The sequence below is a fragment of the Pseudoalteromonas sp. NCCP-2140 genome, from assembly GCF_023708065.1.
Taxonomy (GTDB): Bacteria; Pseudomonadota; Gammaproteobacteria; order Enterobacterales; family Alteromonadaceae; genus Pseudoalteromonas.
Window position 1 is genome coordinate 1 of sequence record NZ_BRCZ01000020.1, and the last position, 15,764, is coordinate 15,764.

Annotated in this window: 16 protein-coding genes; 3 read left to right on the top strand and 13 right to left on the bottom strand. The window is 41.3% G+C overall.

Features of this window, described 5'->3' with window-relative positions; genetic code table 11:
- Positions 1 to 659: 659 nt before the first annotated feature.
- The 12 genes from NFU46_RS19940 to cysG all read right to left on the bottom strand — a co-directional run bounded on the left by NFU46_RS19940 (position 660) and on the right by cysG (position 12,204).
- Complete coding sequence (locus NFU46_RS19940) at positions 660 to 1,922, bottom strand: aromatic amino acid transport family protein (RefSeq protein ID WP_251604349.1); 1,263 nt, start codon at positions 1,920 to 1,922, stop codon at positions 660 to 662.
- Positions 1,923 to 2,075: 153 nt separating this feature from the next.
- The gene (locus tag NFU46_RS19945) at positions 2,076 to 2,267 is read right to left on the bottom strand and encodes a hypothetical protein (protein ID WP_063700758.1); all 192 of its coding nucleotides are present in this window, start codon (positions 2,265 to 2,267) and stop codon (positions 2,076 to 2,078) included.
- A 64-nt stretch (positions 2,268 to 2,331) separates the two neighbouring features.
- On the bottom strand, positions 2,332 to 3,504 hold the full coding sequence (locus tag NFU46_RS19950; RefSeq protein ID WP_251604351.1) for a lipase family protein: 1,173 nt from the start codon (positions 3,502 to 3,504) through the stop codon (positions 2,332 to 2,334).
- 30 nt (positions 3,505 to 3,534) lie between these two features.
- Complete coding sequence (locus NFU46_RS19955; RefSeq protein ID WP_251604353.1) at positions 3,535 to 3,960, bottom strand: transthyretin-like family protein; 426 nt, start codon at positions 3,958 to 3,960, stop codon at positions 3,535 to 3,537.
- 65 nt (positions 3,961 to 4,025) lie between these two features.
- Positions 4,026 to 4,463, bottom strand: a complete 438-nt coding sequence (locus tag NFU46_RS19960; protein WP_251604355.1) for a transthyretin-like family protein — start codon at positions 4,461 to 4,463, stop codon at positions 4,026 to 4,028.
- A gap of 34 nt (positions 4,464 to 4,497) precedes the next feature.
- Positions 4,498 to 4,920 (bottom strand): DUF6795 domain-containing protein, encoded by a 423-nt coding sequence (locus NFU46_RS19965; protein ID WP_251604358.1) that lies wholly within the window; start codon positions 4,918 to 4,920, stop codon positions 4,498 to 4,500.
- A gap of 358 nt (positions 4,921 to 5,278) precedes the next feature.
- Entirely contained in the window at positions 5,279 to 6,049 is a 771-nt protein-coding gene (cysQ, locus tag NFU46_RS19970; RefSeq protein ID WP_251604361.1) for a 3'(2'),5'-bisphosphate nucleotidase CysQ, read from the bottom strand.
- A gap of 3 nt (positions 6,050 to 6,052) precedes the next feature.
- Positions 6,053 to 6,649, bottom strand: a complete 597-nt coding sequence (cysC, locus tag NFU46_RS19975; protein ID WP_063700754.1) for an adenylyl-sulfate kinase — start codon at positions 6,647 to 6,649, stop codon at positions 6,053 to 6,055.
- A gap of 14 nt (positions 6,650 to 6,663) precedes the next feature.
- Positions 6,664 to 8,391, bottom strand: a complete 1,728-nt coding sequence (locus NFU46_RS19980) for an SLC13 family permease (protein WP_119854181.1) — start codon at positions 8,389 to 8,391, stop codon at positions 6,664 to 6,666.
- A gap of 32 nt (positions 8,392 to 8,423) precedes the next feature.
- Positions 8,424 to 9,848 carry a sulfate adenylyltransferase subunit CysN gene (gene cysN, locus NFU46_RS19985; RefSeq protein WP_251604364.1) on the bottom strand — a complete coding sequence of 475 codons (1,425 nt, stop codon included), beginning with the start codon at positions 9,846 to 9,848 and terminating at the stop codon, positions 8,424 to 8,426.
- On the bottom strand, positions 9,848 to 10,747 hold the full coding sequence (cysD, locus tag NFU46_RS19990; protein WP_054564008.1) for a sulfate adenylyltransferase subunit CysD: 900 nt from the start codon (positions 10,745 to 10,747) through the stop codon (positions 9,848 to 9,850). The genes cysN and cysD overlap by 1 nt, the downstream gene beginning before the upstream one ends.
- A gap of 35 nt (positions 10,748 to 10,782) precedes the next feature.
- Complete coding sequence (cysG, locus tag NFU46_RS19995) at positions 10,783 to 12,204, bottom strand: siroheme synthase CysG (protein WP_251604367.1); 1,422 nt, start codon at positions 12,202 to 12,204, stop codon at positions 10,783 to 10,785.
- Positions 12,205 to 12,475: 271 nt separating this feature from the next.
- Here cysG and deoC point away from each other — a divergent pair, with 271 nt between their 5' ends.
- From deoC to NFU46_RS20010, 3 genes are read left to right on the top strand one after another with little or no spacing between them, the layout of a single operon-like run.
- Positions 12,476 to 13,219 carry a deoxyribose-phosphate aldolase gene (gene deoC, locus NFU46_RS20000; RefSeq protein ID WP_251604370.1) on the top strand — a complete coding sequence of 248 codons (744 nt, stop codon included), beginning with the start codon at positions 12,476 to 12,478 and terminating at the stop codon, positions 13,217 to 13,219.
- Complete coding sequence (locus NFU46_RS20005; protein WP_251604372.1) at positions 13,209 to 13,709, top strand: hypothetical protein; 501 nt, start codon at positions 13,209 to 13,211, stop codon at positions 13,707 to 13,709. The genes deoC and NFU46_RS20005 overlap by 11 nt, the downstream gene beginning before the upstream one ends.
- Before the next feature lie 18 nt (positions 13,710 to 13,727).
- Positions 13,728 to 14,576, top strand: coding sequence for an SPFH domain-containing protein (locus NFU46_RS20010; RefSeq protein WP_062564378.1), 849 nt, complete (start codon positions 13,728 to 13,730; stop codon positions 14,574 to 14,576).
- A gap of 40 nt (positions 14,577 to 14,616) precedes the next feature.
- Here the strand turns inward: NFU46_RS20010 and NFU46_RS20015 are convergent, their stop codons facing one another.
- Positions 14,617 to 15,750: a CsgG/HfaB family protein gene (locus tag NFU46_RS20015; protein ID WP_054554824.1), complete on the bottom strand. Its 1,134-nt coding sequence runs from the start codon at positions 15,748 to 15,750 to the stop codon at positions 14,617 to 14,619.
- Positions 15,751 to 15,764 lie beyond the last annotated feature (14 nt).

Genomic DNA, 15,764 nt, shown 5'->3' on the forward strand with positions numbered 1-15,764 from the left:
TTTGCGTTTTAGCTATCAGACATCAGCCAGGTAGGTTGGGTAGAGCGCAGCGAAACCCAACGAGTTAGCGAGTTGCAAGTTAGCAAGGGTAAAGTTGAACTGTGGGGTTGTTTAGTACAGAGTCATAATAAGCTCACCCTGTTCATTCTCCAGGTAGGTTGGGTAGAGCGAAGCGAAACCCAACATAATCCATGTGACCCTCTTCATAACCCATGATTAAAAGTTCTTAAAAATGTCTACTAGTCTAACAGGTTAGCTATCTCTAAAACGGCTTATTTCACCTTGCGCTAATTCGTCTTTTATTAATGAGCTTTAACTCTTCATTGTGCATGACGAATTACCACACTGTTGGGTTTCGCTGCGCTTTAACCAACCTACGCAAGACTTGCAAACCTTATCCTGTTATTAAGCGACTTTGAAGTGCCTCCGGCGAGACTTTATTGCATATAGAGGCTCTGAGCCAAACACCTCCACCGAACGATAACGGCTGAAAGCTGATAGCTCTTCTCATGTTGGGTTTCGCTCCGCTCTACCCAACCTACGCCAGATTTCCAAACTTTACTCTTTCAACTTTCCCCTCGCTAACTCCACTCCCACATCTCGCGAACAAAAAAGCCCAGCCTTTCCCGGCTGGGCTTCTATATCTAGCAATGATGAGATTACTTAATCATGCTGTAGATAAGCGCAAATACGGCTAGAGAGCCAACTGTTAATACAAACAGTGTGCTTAAGCGGTTTCTGTATTTGTGTAAGCTAGGTACTTTATAAACGGCAATCATTGGCATGATGAAAAGGATCATGGCGATAATAGGGCCTGATAGCTGATCCATCATGTCTAAAATACTTGGGTTGATCACCGAGCAATACCAAATAGCGAAGAACATGATAACAGTGCCAATTTTATCAACGAGTTTAGGGTTCATATGGGCTTGCTTACTAACAAGACCATTAAAGCTTTCACGGGCACCTAAGAAGTGACCTAAGAACGAAGAGGTAATTGCAATAAAGGCAACTAATGGCCCTAAGGTCGCAATAAACGAGTTATCAGTGATATTGGCAAGGAATGACAAGATAGACACGTTATCAGCTTTTGCTTGTACCATTTGTTCTGTAGATAGTGACAGTACGCACGAGAATACAAACAGTAAAACAAACACAATTAATAATAAGCTGGTGCGCTTTAGAATTGCTTCTGACTTCATTTTGGCATTATTGCCGTAGTGAGCACGCTGTACATGTACAAAGCTTGATATCGCAGCTGCGTGGCTAAATGAGAATACGATGATAGGTATTGATAACCAAAGTGTTTTCATGAAGCCAGAAAACTCAGGTACTGTTACATCTGGCATTTGCCAGCTTGGGATCAAGTAAATCGATAAGAAAAACAAGATGGCGACAAGCGGATAAACAAGGATTGAAAAGGCACGTAACATCAGTGCTTCACCACCTAGCATTAAGCTGATCATACCGCCAACGAGCACACCAGATAACAGTACGCGTGGTGGAGATTCCATACCTAATTGATTAACGATAAAGCTATCAACAGTATTGGTTAATCCAACACCATAAATAAGTAAGATAGGGAAGATAGAGAGAAAATACAGTAAAGAGATTAAGCGCCCGGCGTTAATGCCAAAGTGTTCTTCTACTACATCGGTAAAGTCTGCTTCAGGCTTTTTTGATGATAAAACAAAGCGGGCTAAGCCTCTGTGAGCTAAGTAGGTCATCGGAAAAGCAAGGCATGCCATGATAATTAAAGGCCAAAATCCGCCGATGCCGATATTAATTGGTAAGAATAAAATCCCTGCACCGACTGCGGTGCCAAATAAACTTAACACCCACTGGGTGTCATGAAGATTCCATTTTGAGTTACTACTTGTTGTCGATGCATCATACTGCATAGCATCTTGATGTGTGTTCATTAGCACTCCACTATTAGAATAATAATTGTCGCGCAGCATATAGAAAAGCGACTAAGAATGCATGTTTTAGCGTTGTATTTAAATAACTATGCTGTAAGGAGAGACTTACAAAGGAAAAAGTTGGGCTTATTGAGATAAGCCCAATTAAGCTATTTATTCTGCAGCTGCAAGTGCGCGAGCTTTAATGTCTGCGGCAAATGCTAAACCTTTCTTAAAACGCGCTTCAGCTGCTGTGATTTCACTTTCATCGCCATTAGCAGCAAGCACTCCTTGTGAAAGGGCTTTATAAAGTGCGGTAATTTGTGCCTCGTAACCGGCTTCAATTGCTTTTTCAACAGTCGTCATGGTTATTCCTTTTGTAAATTAAAATATGCCTAAAAGTTTGGTCTGATGATACATCTTAAAATGTCTACGCTACGAAAGAGAGAGCTCTTTGCGCAACTTTATTCACCATCTTTAGAGTTTGTTCAAATACCCATTTGATAAACTCAACAGTTAACTCTTTTATTTTCGCCTTCGCATATCCAGCAAATGCAAGCATACATGCAAGTAATCCATTTATCGGCCCAGGCAAGTCTACAGTATGAAATTGATTGTTAGCGAGAATCACGGCAATTCTGTCATACAAACTTAAGCCATTAGCGACACCATTTTGTAAAGCATTAAGACAGCCTAGTTTAGCTTGGCGTAATACAGTCATAAGAGCCTCACTCAAACGATTCATCCAATAAATTGATGGCTGCACTTGAACCGCATGACTAGCACTTAATACAACTCTATTAAAAGGGTTGAAAGTAACTCGCTTATTAATACTTTCCCAGGTTTGCTTTTGCGAGTTTCGGGTATAAAACTTCATTACGTGATGCCATGGAATGATAAGTTGGGTACTATCCATTCTATATTCAGGGGCATTGTAAGGAGCTTGCATAAACGGCCAGAAGGGTACCATAGGTACAATATCGCCACCATTGACGCAGCGATATATATTGTGAGGTTCTAAGGTATTAGTCGTGCTTAATGCAAAATTTGTTAAGCCAACTTTTGGTGCTCCAAATGTGTACAGTTTGACGTTAACGTTAAAGCATCGTTTAGCCCAATCAGCGACTAATGACGCAATCGCACCACCTAGGCTATGTCCTACACAATGAACAGTCGCTAAAGGTTTTAGCTCTTTAATCAATGGAGCTAGTTGTAGTTTTAGCGTTTCGAATACAGAATTGAAACCAGCATGGACACTATGACCGCCCTCAAACACACTTAAATTTGCTCTTAGATCGGTTGAAACATCGTACAAAGAAGCTGTTCCACGAATAGCCAGTACTAAATCATTTTTGAATGGGTTCATCCGCCCTGTAGGAGATGTGCCTTTGCCAACAAGTACAAAACCGGTTTGATGGCCACTAGCGTGAGCCATTGCTCCGCCTGATATTCCCTTAACAGGCCCTTTTGATAAATCGAAAGAGAAAAAACTATCCAAAGCTTTTGAAGTTTGTAATTTGTATCCAGATAACCCTGATATTTCTTTGATTTGATAAGAGAGCGTAGCTAATTCAGCACAAATTATTGGAGATAAAGTACTCATTTTTTAATTCCTTTTAATATTAGGTATACATTACCAACGGCAAATACTCGAAATGTTATGCTCACCACTAGGGGCTTCATTATCCAAAATTTGATGCTTTACTTCTTCTAAGCTTAAGTCAGCTTTCAGTGCATTAAGCTTATTTTTGAGTACTTTTGGCGTTTTTAGACCATGCTGAAATCCAAACCATAGTGTATGTTGAGCGTTATTGTAGTTGGTGACAATTACTACTCGAATCATGGTTTCGTAAAATATACTACCAGGTTTACGAGATTTTATAGTTTTTTCTGGAAACTCAAAGAAGCCATCCTCATCTGTATATGCTTCATCAATTTCTTCTTCCTCTAGTGTTAATCCTCTTTGGATTAGTTGATTCTTTAGTGGTGCACCTTCATACATAAGTTGTCCCTTTACTTCTGGGCACAATTGAACTTTGTATTTAATTAAACCTAACATACGTGATTCCTTGTTAATATTAAATGTCTATTTTTCAATGCCTTGTAAAGTTAATGGGTAGGGCGTCATATTTGACTGAAATTGCAAATACTCAAAATATTATGTTCTTCATAAAATTGTGAGTCGGTGTTTACAAAATGATGATTTTTTTCTTTAGAATTTAAATCTGCGTTTAAGCAAGATAAATGCTTTTTAAATTCTGTTGTATTTTTCAAACCTCTTTGGTTTCCAAACCAGAGCAAATAGACTTCCCCATCTCTTTCTAAATCAATTATTACTCTCACGACAGGTTCATGAAATATACTTCCTGGTTTGCGAGATTTCAGATGTTTAGCTGGGAATGAGAAATAGCCACTTTCATCAGTGTAAGTGCTGTCAATATCCTCCTCTTCATATGTTAAACTTCGTTCTATTAGCTGATTGACTAATGGCTCACCATTTTTAGTCAATTTACCTTTTACTTCTGGACAAAGTTCGATCTTGTATTTTAATAAACCAAGCATATTTCTTCCTTGTTTAACGGTATGAGGGAAGTAACTATAAACAAATGCTGTAAATAAAGTGCTCTTCTAGCGAGTTAATAGGGTTTACTAAATGGTGCTTTTTTTCTTCGTTTGATAAATCTGCATTTAAGTTTTTAAGAAACTTTCTAAATTCAATAGGGGTTTTTAACCCATGCTGAAAACCAAACCAGAGAGTATAAGTCTGTCCTTCTTTTTCCAAAACTATGGTTATTCTCACCACAGGTTCATGAAAAATACTCCCGGGTTTACGAGACTTTAAAGATTTTGCAGGGAATTTGAAGAAACCATTATCATCGGTGTAAACACTATCTAATTCTTCGTCATCATAGGTTAAACCTCTCTCTACAAGCTGATTAACAAGAGGGATACCATTTTCAAAAAGCTGGCCATTTACTTCAGGGCATAACTCGACTTTGTAGCGAATTAATCCGAGCATTTATCATTCCTTGTTAATAACTCGTGTCCCTATAATTATCTATTTATTTATCAAAACTTCAATGAGGTATTTTATATTTTGTTGGTCTTACGGTGTTCTATTGATTACATAAATTTAATTAATGTTTGTATATGTAAGGTGGAATAGTACTAGGGGTTTTTCTTCTTGGGTTAAAGCATACTAATAATAAACTTTTAGGAAGCTTATAATTAAATTGATGTAATCTTACAGATAGTGAATTGAAATTCTGAGTATGAAATTGATTGATAAACACTATGGTGAGATGGGTATGAATTTATTAAGTTGACGCTGGGTTTCGCTACGCTCTACCCAGCCTACGGTATTTAACGGAACGCTTTTAGTTATGTAATGCCGATACAACAAAATACGGATTCAGATACTCTTCTTTACTGTTATACAGTAGTGGGCTGCCATCGAGTTTGCTAACCGTTGCGCCTGCTATTTCGGCAATCGCATGACCTGCTCCGGTATCCCACTCACAGGTTGGGCCAAGGCGTGGGTATATATCAGCACTCCCTTCGGCAACTAGACAAAGTTTTAGTGAGCTGCCCTTTGAAACCATTTCTACATCTTCAAACTGTTTTACGAATTCAGCTAGATCAGGAGAAGGGTGTGAACGGCTGCCGACAACACGGATAAGCCCTTTATTTGGTTTACGGGTTACCTTAAGTTCAATGCGCTCATCACCTTTATCTTTAAAGGCACCAATTGCTTCAGCAGCAATATACGACACACCTAATGCCGGTGCATCGACAACAGCTAATGCCGGTTTCCCTTTTTCAATCAAGGCAATGTTTACTGTGAACTCGCCATTCTTTTTGATGAACTCTTTGGTGCCATCAATTGGATCGACTAACCAGTAGCGTTGCCAAGTTTGACGAATATCCCAGCTAATATCAGCGCTTTCTTCGCTTAGAATTGGTACATCAGGGGTAAGGTGATGTAAGCCATTCACAATCACTTTGTGAGCTGCTAGGTCGGCGTCGGTCACTGGGCTTTCATCAGCTTTGTACTCAACATTAAAATCCTTTTCGTAAATCCCCATTATTGCACTACCGGCTTGGCGTGCGAGGAGTAATATTTCTTCTAGCAGTTCCGTTTGATTCATGACTTAACCTATAATTTGCTGTTGTTTTAAATACGCTACCAGTTCTTGCACCGATTGGTCTAGGCTGTTTTTACTGGTATCGATTTTAATTTCTGGCGATGTAGGGATTTGATAGTCTGAGTCGATACCTGTGAAGTGCTTAATTTCACCTGCACGGGCTTTTTTATAAAGCCCTTTAGGGTCGCGTGTTTCACACACGTCGAGCGGGGTATCTAAAAATACCTCAATAAACTCACCATCCTCTACTAAGTTTCTTACCATATCGCGTTCGCTTTGGAATGGCGAAATAAATGCGGTTAATACCACAAGACCGGCATCGACCATCAGCTTTGCAGTTTCACCGACGCGGCGAATGTTTTCCACGCGGTCTTCATCAGTAAAGCCAAGATCTTTACATAAGCCATGACGCACATTATCGCCATCTAGCAGGTAGGTGTGAACACCTAGCTGGTTTAATGCGCTTTCTAGTGCGTTTGCAACAGTGCTTTTGCCTGAACCTGAAAAACCAGTGAACCATAAAATGGTTGGCTTATGCTTTTTTTGCTCACTACGCTGTGATTTGCTAATGGCATAATTATGCCAAACGATATTTTCATCCATTGTCTTTACTCTCGTTATTGAAATGGGAATACCAGTGGTATGAGTGTTAAAACCGTAATCGAGTAAATAATCGATAAAGGTAAGCCCATGGCAATGTAATCTTTAAGGCGGTAATTTCCCGCGCTATAAACCATCAAGTTAGTTTGATAACCAAATGGCGAAATGAAGCTCGCTGATGCACCAAATGCGACAGCCATAATAAAAGGCAACGGTGATACATCAAAACCAACAGCAAGTGCATACGCTACCGGAAATGAAAGCGCGGCAGCGGCATTATTGGTAATGAGTTCGGTAAACAAAACCGTCATCAAGAATATTGCGATAAATGCGCCGTAAGGTCCAAAATCTCCTAATACGTATAACATGGCTGATGAAATTTCACCGGCAAGGCCTGTGCCTATCATGAGTTTGGCAAGGCCAATAGCACTGCCCACCACTGCGAGTAACTCAATCGGAAAACGACGTTTTACTTCACTTAGCTTGATTGTGCCCGTTAGCATTAAACCAATAAGAAGAACGAGTAGGCCTTTCACTAAGGGAACAAGGCCAACAATACTTAACCCCAATACGGTTGCAAAACTCGCTAACACAATATTTGATTGCTTAGGCTTTAAATGGGTTTGTAAATCAAGGCCTGAAATATAAACAAACTCGCGCTTTAAATTGGGTAGCGAGTAAAACTCTTTGCCAGGGGCAAGGATCAGTGAGTCACCGGCTTGCAATTGAACTTTACCTAAGCCACCTTGTAAACGGTCATGGCCGCGACGAATAGCAATAACGGCAGCATGAAATTGTTCACGAAAGCGAATTTCTTTAATTGTTTTACCAATGTATTTTGAAGAATGGCTAACAACAACTTCAACTAGGTGCTCAACATCTTTTTCATGTTTGTCGTGCACAACTTTTAAGCCGTCAAATTGGGTGAGCAGAGGTACTGACTTTATATCACCTACAAACAGCAGTACGTCACCTTCTTTGATAACTTGTTTTGGGGTAACCGCACAAATACGCTTATCACCGCGGATTATTTCGGCTAAGAACAAGTCTTTTAGTTCACGAAGGCCATTTTCCTCAACACTTTTACCAATGAGTTTTGAGCCTGCTTCTACTTTACCTTCTAGGTAGAAGGGCACCACCTCTTGGTCGTTTTTGCCGTTATCTGGCAAATACTTGAGCATCACTAAAATTGTGATAAGGCCAACGCTCAGTGCGCCTAAACCAATCAAGGTAAAATCAAAAAAGCCAAGCGGCTCCATGCCCGCTTCAACGGCAAAACCATTAACAATTAAATTTGTTGAGGTGCCTATCAGGGTGATCGTGCCACCTAAAATAGCTGTGTACGATAAAGGCAACAAAAGCTTAGACGGTGAATGTGTCGGGCTTTCTTTTATCGCACTGATCAGCGATGCCACTACCGCTGTATTATTAGTAAATGATGACAAAAAGGCGGTTGATAAACCAAGCTTGGTCACCGAACTTGTCAGGCTACCTTTAGAAAGAGACTGAGCAAGCTTTTGCACTAACGTGGTTTTTTCTACAGCTATCGAAACGAGTACAAGTAGAATAAGGGTAATTAAAGAAGGGTTTGCATAGTTAATTAGCATATCTTCAAGACTTATCAGCCCTGCTAAATAACTAATACCAATGGCGCCGACAAATAACCATGCTGGTTTTAGTCGAGTGCCAAAAAGGCACCCCACTAGTACCAGCATAATGCCTGTTAATACCAGCTGTTGATACATGCTTTTTACTTCCTATAACAGGCGAATAGTGATTATTTAAGCTTAGTTATATCAAGCGCTTGCCAATGAGGGAAGTGCTTGCGTACTAAAGCGTTAAACTCAACTTCAAAGTCGCTAAAGCTACTTTGTTGCTCTTCAGTGCTAAGTAATTGCTCAATCATACCTGCCGCAACGGTTAGGTTTGATAAGCGATCAATTAGGATAAACGCACCTGTTTCATGGTTGTTGTGGTACTCATCAGCCAAAATTGTTTCTGTAAGCTCTAAAGTTACAATCGCAATTTCGTTCAGTTGTAATGAGTCTGCTTGACCATGCTCAAGGGTATTTACATCAATCGTGTGATCGATTTTTCTTACCACTGCCGAGGTGTTTTTGCTGCCTAACTTAAAGTTATAGCTTTTACCTAATACTAACTGTGCTTCATGCATCCATACTAATTTAGCTTGAATACGGTTTGTAACAGCGGCTTTTGAAGCGGCTGGTACAATCACATCGCCACGACTGATATCAATTTCGTCGTTTAACGTTAAAGTGATTGCTTGACCTGCTTCAGCGGTATCTAAGTTGCCATCGAAAGTCACAATCTCTTTGATACTTGAGCTTTTACCTGATGGTAAAACCTTTACTGCATCACCCACGCTGAACTTGCCAGAGGTTAAAGTACCTTGGAAGCCGCGGAAGTCTAAGTTAGGGCGTACTACATACTGCACCGGAAGACGTGCTTCAAAACCGTTATCAAGTTCTGCAGCTGGTGAGTCTTCAAGTAACTCAAGTAGTGGTTTATCAGTGTAGTAAGGTGTGTGCTCTGAGCGTGTAACTACGTTGTCACCTTTAAGCGCTGACATAGGCACAAACTTGATATTAGTAACGTTTAGTTGCTCTGCAAACTTAAGGTAATCCGCTTTGATTTTCTCATATACGGTTTCATCGAAATCGACGATATCCATCTTATTGATAGCAACAACAAACTGCTTAATACCTAGTGAGTCACAGATAAAGCTATGACGCTTAGTTTGTACTTGTACGCCGTAACGAGCGTCAACTAAGATAATCGCCACATCACTGGTTGATGCACCGGTTACCATGTTACGCGTGTACTGCTCATGTCCTGGCGTATCAGCAATAATGAACTTACGTTTTGCTGTTGAGAAGTAACGATAAGCAACGTCAATGGTAATACCTTGCTCACGTTCAGCTTGAAGACCATCTACAAGAAGTGCTAAATCAAGCTCTTCACCGGCATTACCGACTTTTTCATTGTCTTTATGCAGGGCTGCAAGTTGATCTTCATAAATTTGGTGACTGTCGTGTAAAAGGCGGCCAATCAGCGTTGATTTACCGTCATCCACACTACCACAGGTCAGCATGCGTAAAAGGCTTTTGTCTTGTTGACGTGCAAGGTAGGCGTCGATGCCTAACTCTCTTACTTCATTAATCGTGTCATTTGTTTTAGACATTAGAAATAGCCCTCACGTTTTTTCTTTTCCATTGAACCAGCAGAGTCGTGATCAATCACGCGGCCTTCACGCTCAGAAGAGGTTGAAAGCAGCATTTCTTCAATAATTTCAGTTAAGGTTCCTGCATTTGATTCCACAGCACCTGTCAGCGGGTAACAACCAAGGGTACGGAAACGGACAGATTTCATTTGTGGTACTTCGCCTTCTTCTAATGGCATACGCTCGTCATCAACCATGATTAGCGTGCCGTTACGCTCAACGACTGGGCGTTCTTTAGCCAGGTAAAGTGGAACCATTTCAATGTTTTCTTGGTAGATATACTGCCAAATATCAAGTTCAGTCCAGTTAGATAATGGGAATACACGAATGCTTTCACCCGGGTTAACTTGGCTGTTATATGTATTCCAAAGCTCTGGACGTTGGTTTTTTGGATCCCATCTGTGGTGTTTGTCACGGAATGAGTAAACACGCTCTTTAGCACGTGATTTCTCTTCGTCACGACGTGCACCACCAAATGCAGCATCAAAGCCGTATTTATCTAACGCTTGCTTTAAGCCCTGCGTTTTCATGATGTCGGTGTGCTTTGCCGAGCCGTGAACAAATGGATTGATATCAATCTCTAATCCTTCAGGGTTTTTGTGGACGATTAAATCAAAGCCATACTCTTTAGCTAGGCGGTCACGAAACTCGATCATTTCCTTAAACTTCCAGTTGGTATCAACGTGTAAAAGTGGAAATGGGATCTTTGCTGGATAAAACGCTTTACGCGCTAAGTGTAATAACACTGATGAATCTTTACCGATTGAGTAAAGCATCACCGGGTTTTCAAACTCAGCAGCAACTTCGCGCATGATTTTGATACTTTCAGCTTCTAATTGCTGAAGGTGTGTTAAAGCCATTGTTAGTCGTCCTACTAAAATGATTAAAAGTTAAATTAAGCTACGCCAGTAATTGGCTGGGCAAAGCTGCTGGTTTGCTCTGTTTGACCGAACCATGCAAGCTGATGATGCAATGATGCAACTTCGCCAATAATTAATAAGGCGGGTGAAATAATACTATGGCGTGAAATCAAATCAGCCAGCTCACCTAATTGCCCTGTTACCACACGTTGTTCTTTACGTGTGCCGTTTTCGATAATGGCAACGGGGGTATCTGCACCGCGGCCATGTTTTAATAGTTGCGCTTGAATATGCGGTGATTTAATCACTCCCATATAAATCGCTAAGGTCTGATTTGGCTTGGCAAGTGACTGCCAATCTAATTCTTGACCATCTTTTTTACAGTGACCCGTTACAAACTGAATGGCTTGCGCATGATCTCTGTGAGTAAGTGGAATACCTGCATAAGCGCTACAACCTGCAGCAGCAGTAATACCCGGTACTATTTGGTAACGCACTTTATTCGCGGCAAGAACTTGTACTTCTTCACCACCACGACCATAAATAAACGGGTCGCCGCCTTTAATACGGCATACTTTTTTGCCTTGCTTGGCAAAATCGACCAACATCTGATTGGTATCTTCTTGCGCCACACTGTGATCGCCTAACCTTTTACCTACGCAAACTAGGTCGGCATCACGGCGTACTAAATCCATAATTTCATCAGAAACTAAGTAGTCATATACAACTACGTCGGCTTGTTGCATTAACTGCAGTGCTTTTAAGGTTAATAGCTCAGGGTCACCTGGGCCTGCACCTACAACATACACTTCGCCTTCTGGTTCTGGCTTTGCATCTAACAATTGCTCTAACTGCGCTGTTGCAGCTTCGGTATTACCCGCTTGGACTTTGCTTACAACTGATGAATCAAATACGCCTTCCCAAAACTGGCGGCGGTCAGCAAAGTGTTTAAAGCGCTGTTTTACTTTGTCACGAAAGCTACCAACTAATGTAGCGAGTGGACCTATATGCTGTGGAATAAGCGTTTCGAGTTTTTCGCGTAAACGACGTGCTAATACTGGCGCTGTGCCTGCGCTTGAAATTGCAATTGTGATTGGATCACGGTCAACAATTGATGGAAAAATAAAGCTGCACTTAGGTTGATCATCCACCACGTTAACGAAAATATTGCGCGCATTAGCAAGTTCGAACACATCTTTGTTAACGCTGTCTATATCAGTTGCAGCAATTACCAGCATTTGGTGATCTAAATACTGTTCTTTGAAAAAGTCGTTAATGAGTGTTACATCACCTTTCTCAGCAAGTTCTCGAAGTTCATCACAAAACTCAGGGGCGACTAGCGTCACATGAGCACGTGCTTTTAAAAATGCGCGGCATTTGCGTAACGCGACATCTCCACCGCCGACTACCAGCACAGGTTTGTCGTCTAATTTGGTAAAGATTGGTAAATATTGCACTTTGTTCTCACCCCTAAAACACATCAAGAAACTGCTTATTGCAGGCAAGCAGAATATAGTGCTCTAAAAAAAGTAAAAAATAATTAAAACCAAGTTTATATAACTAAAAGTTATACCGGGTGGTTTGTTTTGGCTTAAGGCTTAGTTAACAAGGGATTGCGGCGAGTTACAAGTAAATAAGCAGCCTTATGGTGATTAGTTATGATTTATAGCCGAATGATAAAAATTTGCTACTATAGGTCACTAATATGGCAACACAAATATAAGAGCTATGACTAAAATGCAAACAAGCGCTGCCCAAGCGGTGGCACTGATGGACTTAACAACTCTGAATGACAGCGACACAACAGAAACCATTAATAACTTGGTTGCCAGTATTGAGCCAACGTTAGGCATTCCTGCAGCGGTATGTGTGTATAGCCAGTTTGTCAGTGACGCTAAGCTTGCTCTCGCTGAGCGTGAACTACAGCAAGTCAAAGTGGCTACAGTTACTAACTTTCCTAGTGGGGAGCAACCGTTAGAGCAAGTGTTAAATGAAACCTTATTTGCCATTGAACGCGGCGCTGATGAAATTGATTTAGTGATCCCCTACAAAGCGCTTATTGGTGGTGATGAGCGCAAAGTTTTAGAGTATGTCAAAGCGTCAAAAGAGGCATGTGGTACTCAAGCGCAGCTTAAAGTCATTATCGAAAGTGGTGAATTAAACGATGACCTCATCGCAACAGCAACTAAACTAGCAATTGATGGCGGCGCTGACTTTGTTAAAACCAGTACAGGTAAAGTGGCTGTTAATGCAACGCTAGCTGCAACAGACATCATGTTGAACAGCATAAAAGCGAGTGGCAAAAAGGTTGGTTTTAAGGCGGCAGGCGGGGTCAGAACAGTCACCGATGCTGCTGAGTATCTAGCCCTAGCTGAGTCAATTATGGGTGAAGCGTATTTACAACCTGAGCTATTTCGTTTTGGCGCTTCTGGGTTATTAAAAGATGTGTATGCAACATTAAATGAATCGTGAAAGTGAACAAGAAAAAATAGCGCTGGAGCATGGCGCAGCAAAGTTGTTTTTGCGCTGTTACGAAAAGCAGTTTGGCGTAAGTATGCGTAATATTTGGCATAACACGCCGAGCAAACCAGACGTGAGTTGTTATAAAGGTGATGAACGGCTTGATATTGAAGTCGCACATTTATATGCCAGCGAAACAGAAGCAATGGCGGTGTTAGGTCGGCCGCTGTCTATCTCAATGCAACGAGATCTTGCTGAAATGGCTTTAGCACCGAGTAACGAGCGTTTGCACTGTGCTTTACATCGCTTGCTGGCACAAAAAGCTAAGAAACACTACGAGTCTACTCAGCCTTGGTTATTAATTCGAAATGCCAGTACTATATGGCATCTTGATGATTTTAAGTCAGTACTTACTCACCTTGACGTACCTAAGAAACATCCATTTCAACAAATTTGGTTGTTATGTGACTTTTATCGTGGTGAGTTATTACAAATTTTATAATGGAATGAGATAACAACAATGAAATTTAAACGTTCAGGGACGCAAACACTTCTATCGAGTGTTTTTCCAAGTTTAGCATTAGCAGGTGTAGTTGCTGTATCGCTCACGGCGTGTACTAACCCAAGTACACCCGCGGGTGAAGAGGGTTACGTATTTGAAAAGCCGCGGGTGTTTGGCGAAGGCGGTTATCAAGGCACTATGATTGGCCCAGCTAACTACGGCATGTCACTTTGGCGTAATCAGGTGATTAATATTGATATGCGCCCGAATACGTATACTGAAGCATTTAAAATCTTAGCTAACGATGACTTAAACATTAGTTTTGATTTTCATGCGGTCATTTCAATAGAAAGCGGCTCTGTCAGAGCGGTGGTTGAGCAATACGGGGGCGAAGATTGGTATCCGCGATTTGTCCGTGAAACATTTAGAACTTATGTACGTGATATAGTGCAGCAATACGATAGTGGTGTGTTAAAAACTAATCGCGAGAAAATAGCAGCAGAAGTAACAGCTCGGTTAAAAGCGTATTTAGAACCAACGCCATTTAAGCTCGCCAATGTCGTAGTGGGAAATATTAACTATCCGGCTATTGTGGCTAATGCTGTTGAGAAAAAGTTGGCTGCACAACAATTACTGTCTGAAAAAGAAACGCAAAAAGAAATTGCACGAAAAGATGCTGAGATACGTGTAGAAGAAGCGAAAGGTATTGCACAGGCGCAAAAAATCATTAATGCCACTTTGACGCCAAATTATCTACAGCATGAAGCTATTAATGCGCAGTTAAAGATGGCTGAGTCACCTAACCATACAACAGTTTATATTCCTGTTGGTAACAATGGTGTACCACTGGTGAAAGGCACAAACTAAGGGGTTAAACAGCCAGTGCTGGCACTGGCTGTTAGTTTGCTTAGTTAAATTTAAACATACTGCCAAAGCTTTCTAAACTTGATTTGTTCGTTTTGGCAATACACCCTGAATCATCAAGAGACTTCTTAGTTGTCTCATCAGCAAGGCCTGTCACTTTTAGCTTTTTTTCTTGCTGATACTCAGTGAGCGCAATCACCGTTGCTTGATCGTACTCTACGTCTTCTATTTCATATTCTTCGTAGTGAGGCTGCCTTTTCAAATAACCCAAACAAACCAAGTTCAGTCGTGACATCGCTAAGTCTGTTTTTTCGTAGTAAGGCATTCTGTGAGTTGGAACACTAACCGATGCAACTGGCGCTTTAGCAGGAGCTGCAGCTGCGGTTACTTTTAGTGGTGCAGGGGCGGTATGGCCAGCTGCAATGGTGTTATCACTATTATAGCGATAATAAGTTGTTGGCACTTTTGACTCTAAAAACTCAACAGCTTTTACGATCACTTCGCGCAATGCTTTTTCTTTTGGTGTGTTTGACCAGCTACTTAAGTTACCACCAACGAGTGCGCCACCAAAATTGGTTGCTGCTGATGTAAAGTCAAAATCTTTACTGCCACCCTCAACACTGGTAGCGGCGAGAATACGAGAAGTACGCGTGTCGATTAAGCGTAAATCTATAGCCATGTGCGAACTTGAAAAACCCGCCGACACAGAGCTAAATACATCACCGATAAAGCCACCACTGCCGACACGAGTGCCAGAGTTGTCATCATCAAACTCTGTGACTGCGGCAACCACAACAATTTCGGCTCCCTCTATTTCACCATACGCAGCACCTGATGCTGCACTCACTCGGCCTGATACAGCAAGGTCTTGTTCTGATAGCACGGCATCAAGTGCTTGTCGCTCTAAAACAATAAAGCGATTGGTGCTAACTAATGCCGTTGTAAGTTGATCGGCCATACCTTCACCAATTTCTTTACGCCACCAACGTGAATCGTTTGATTTATCAGTAAAGCGGGCAACAGCGATCCGAGCTTTTGGGCCATTGTATTGCTGCTGTGCAACTTCGTTTATATCTGGGCTATTGGTATTGCTGGTGGTTGTCGAAGTACTCTGGCATGCAGTCAGTGCCGCAGCAAGTAACGTAATCGAAATTGCTTTGTGTGTTTTGGTGAGCATATGACTTTCCTTAA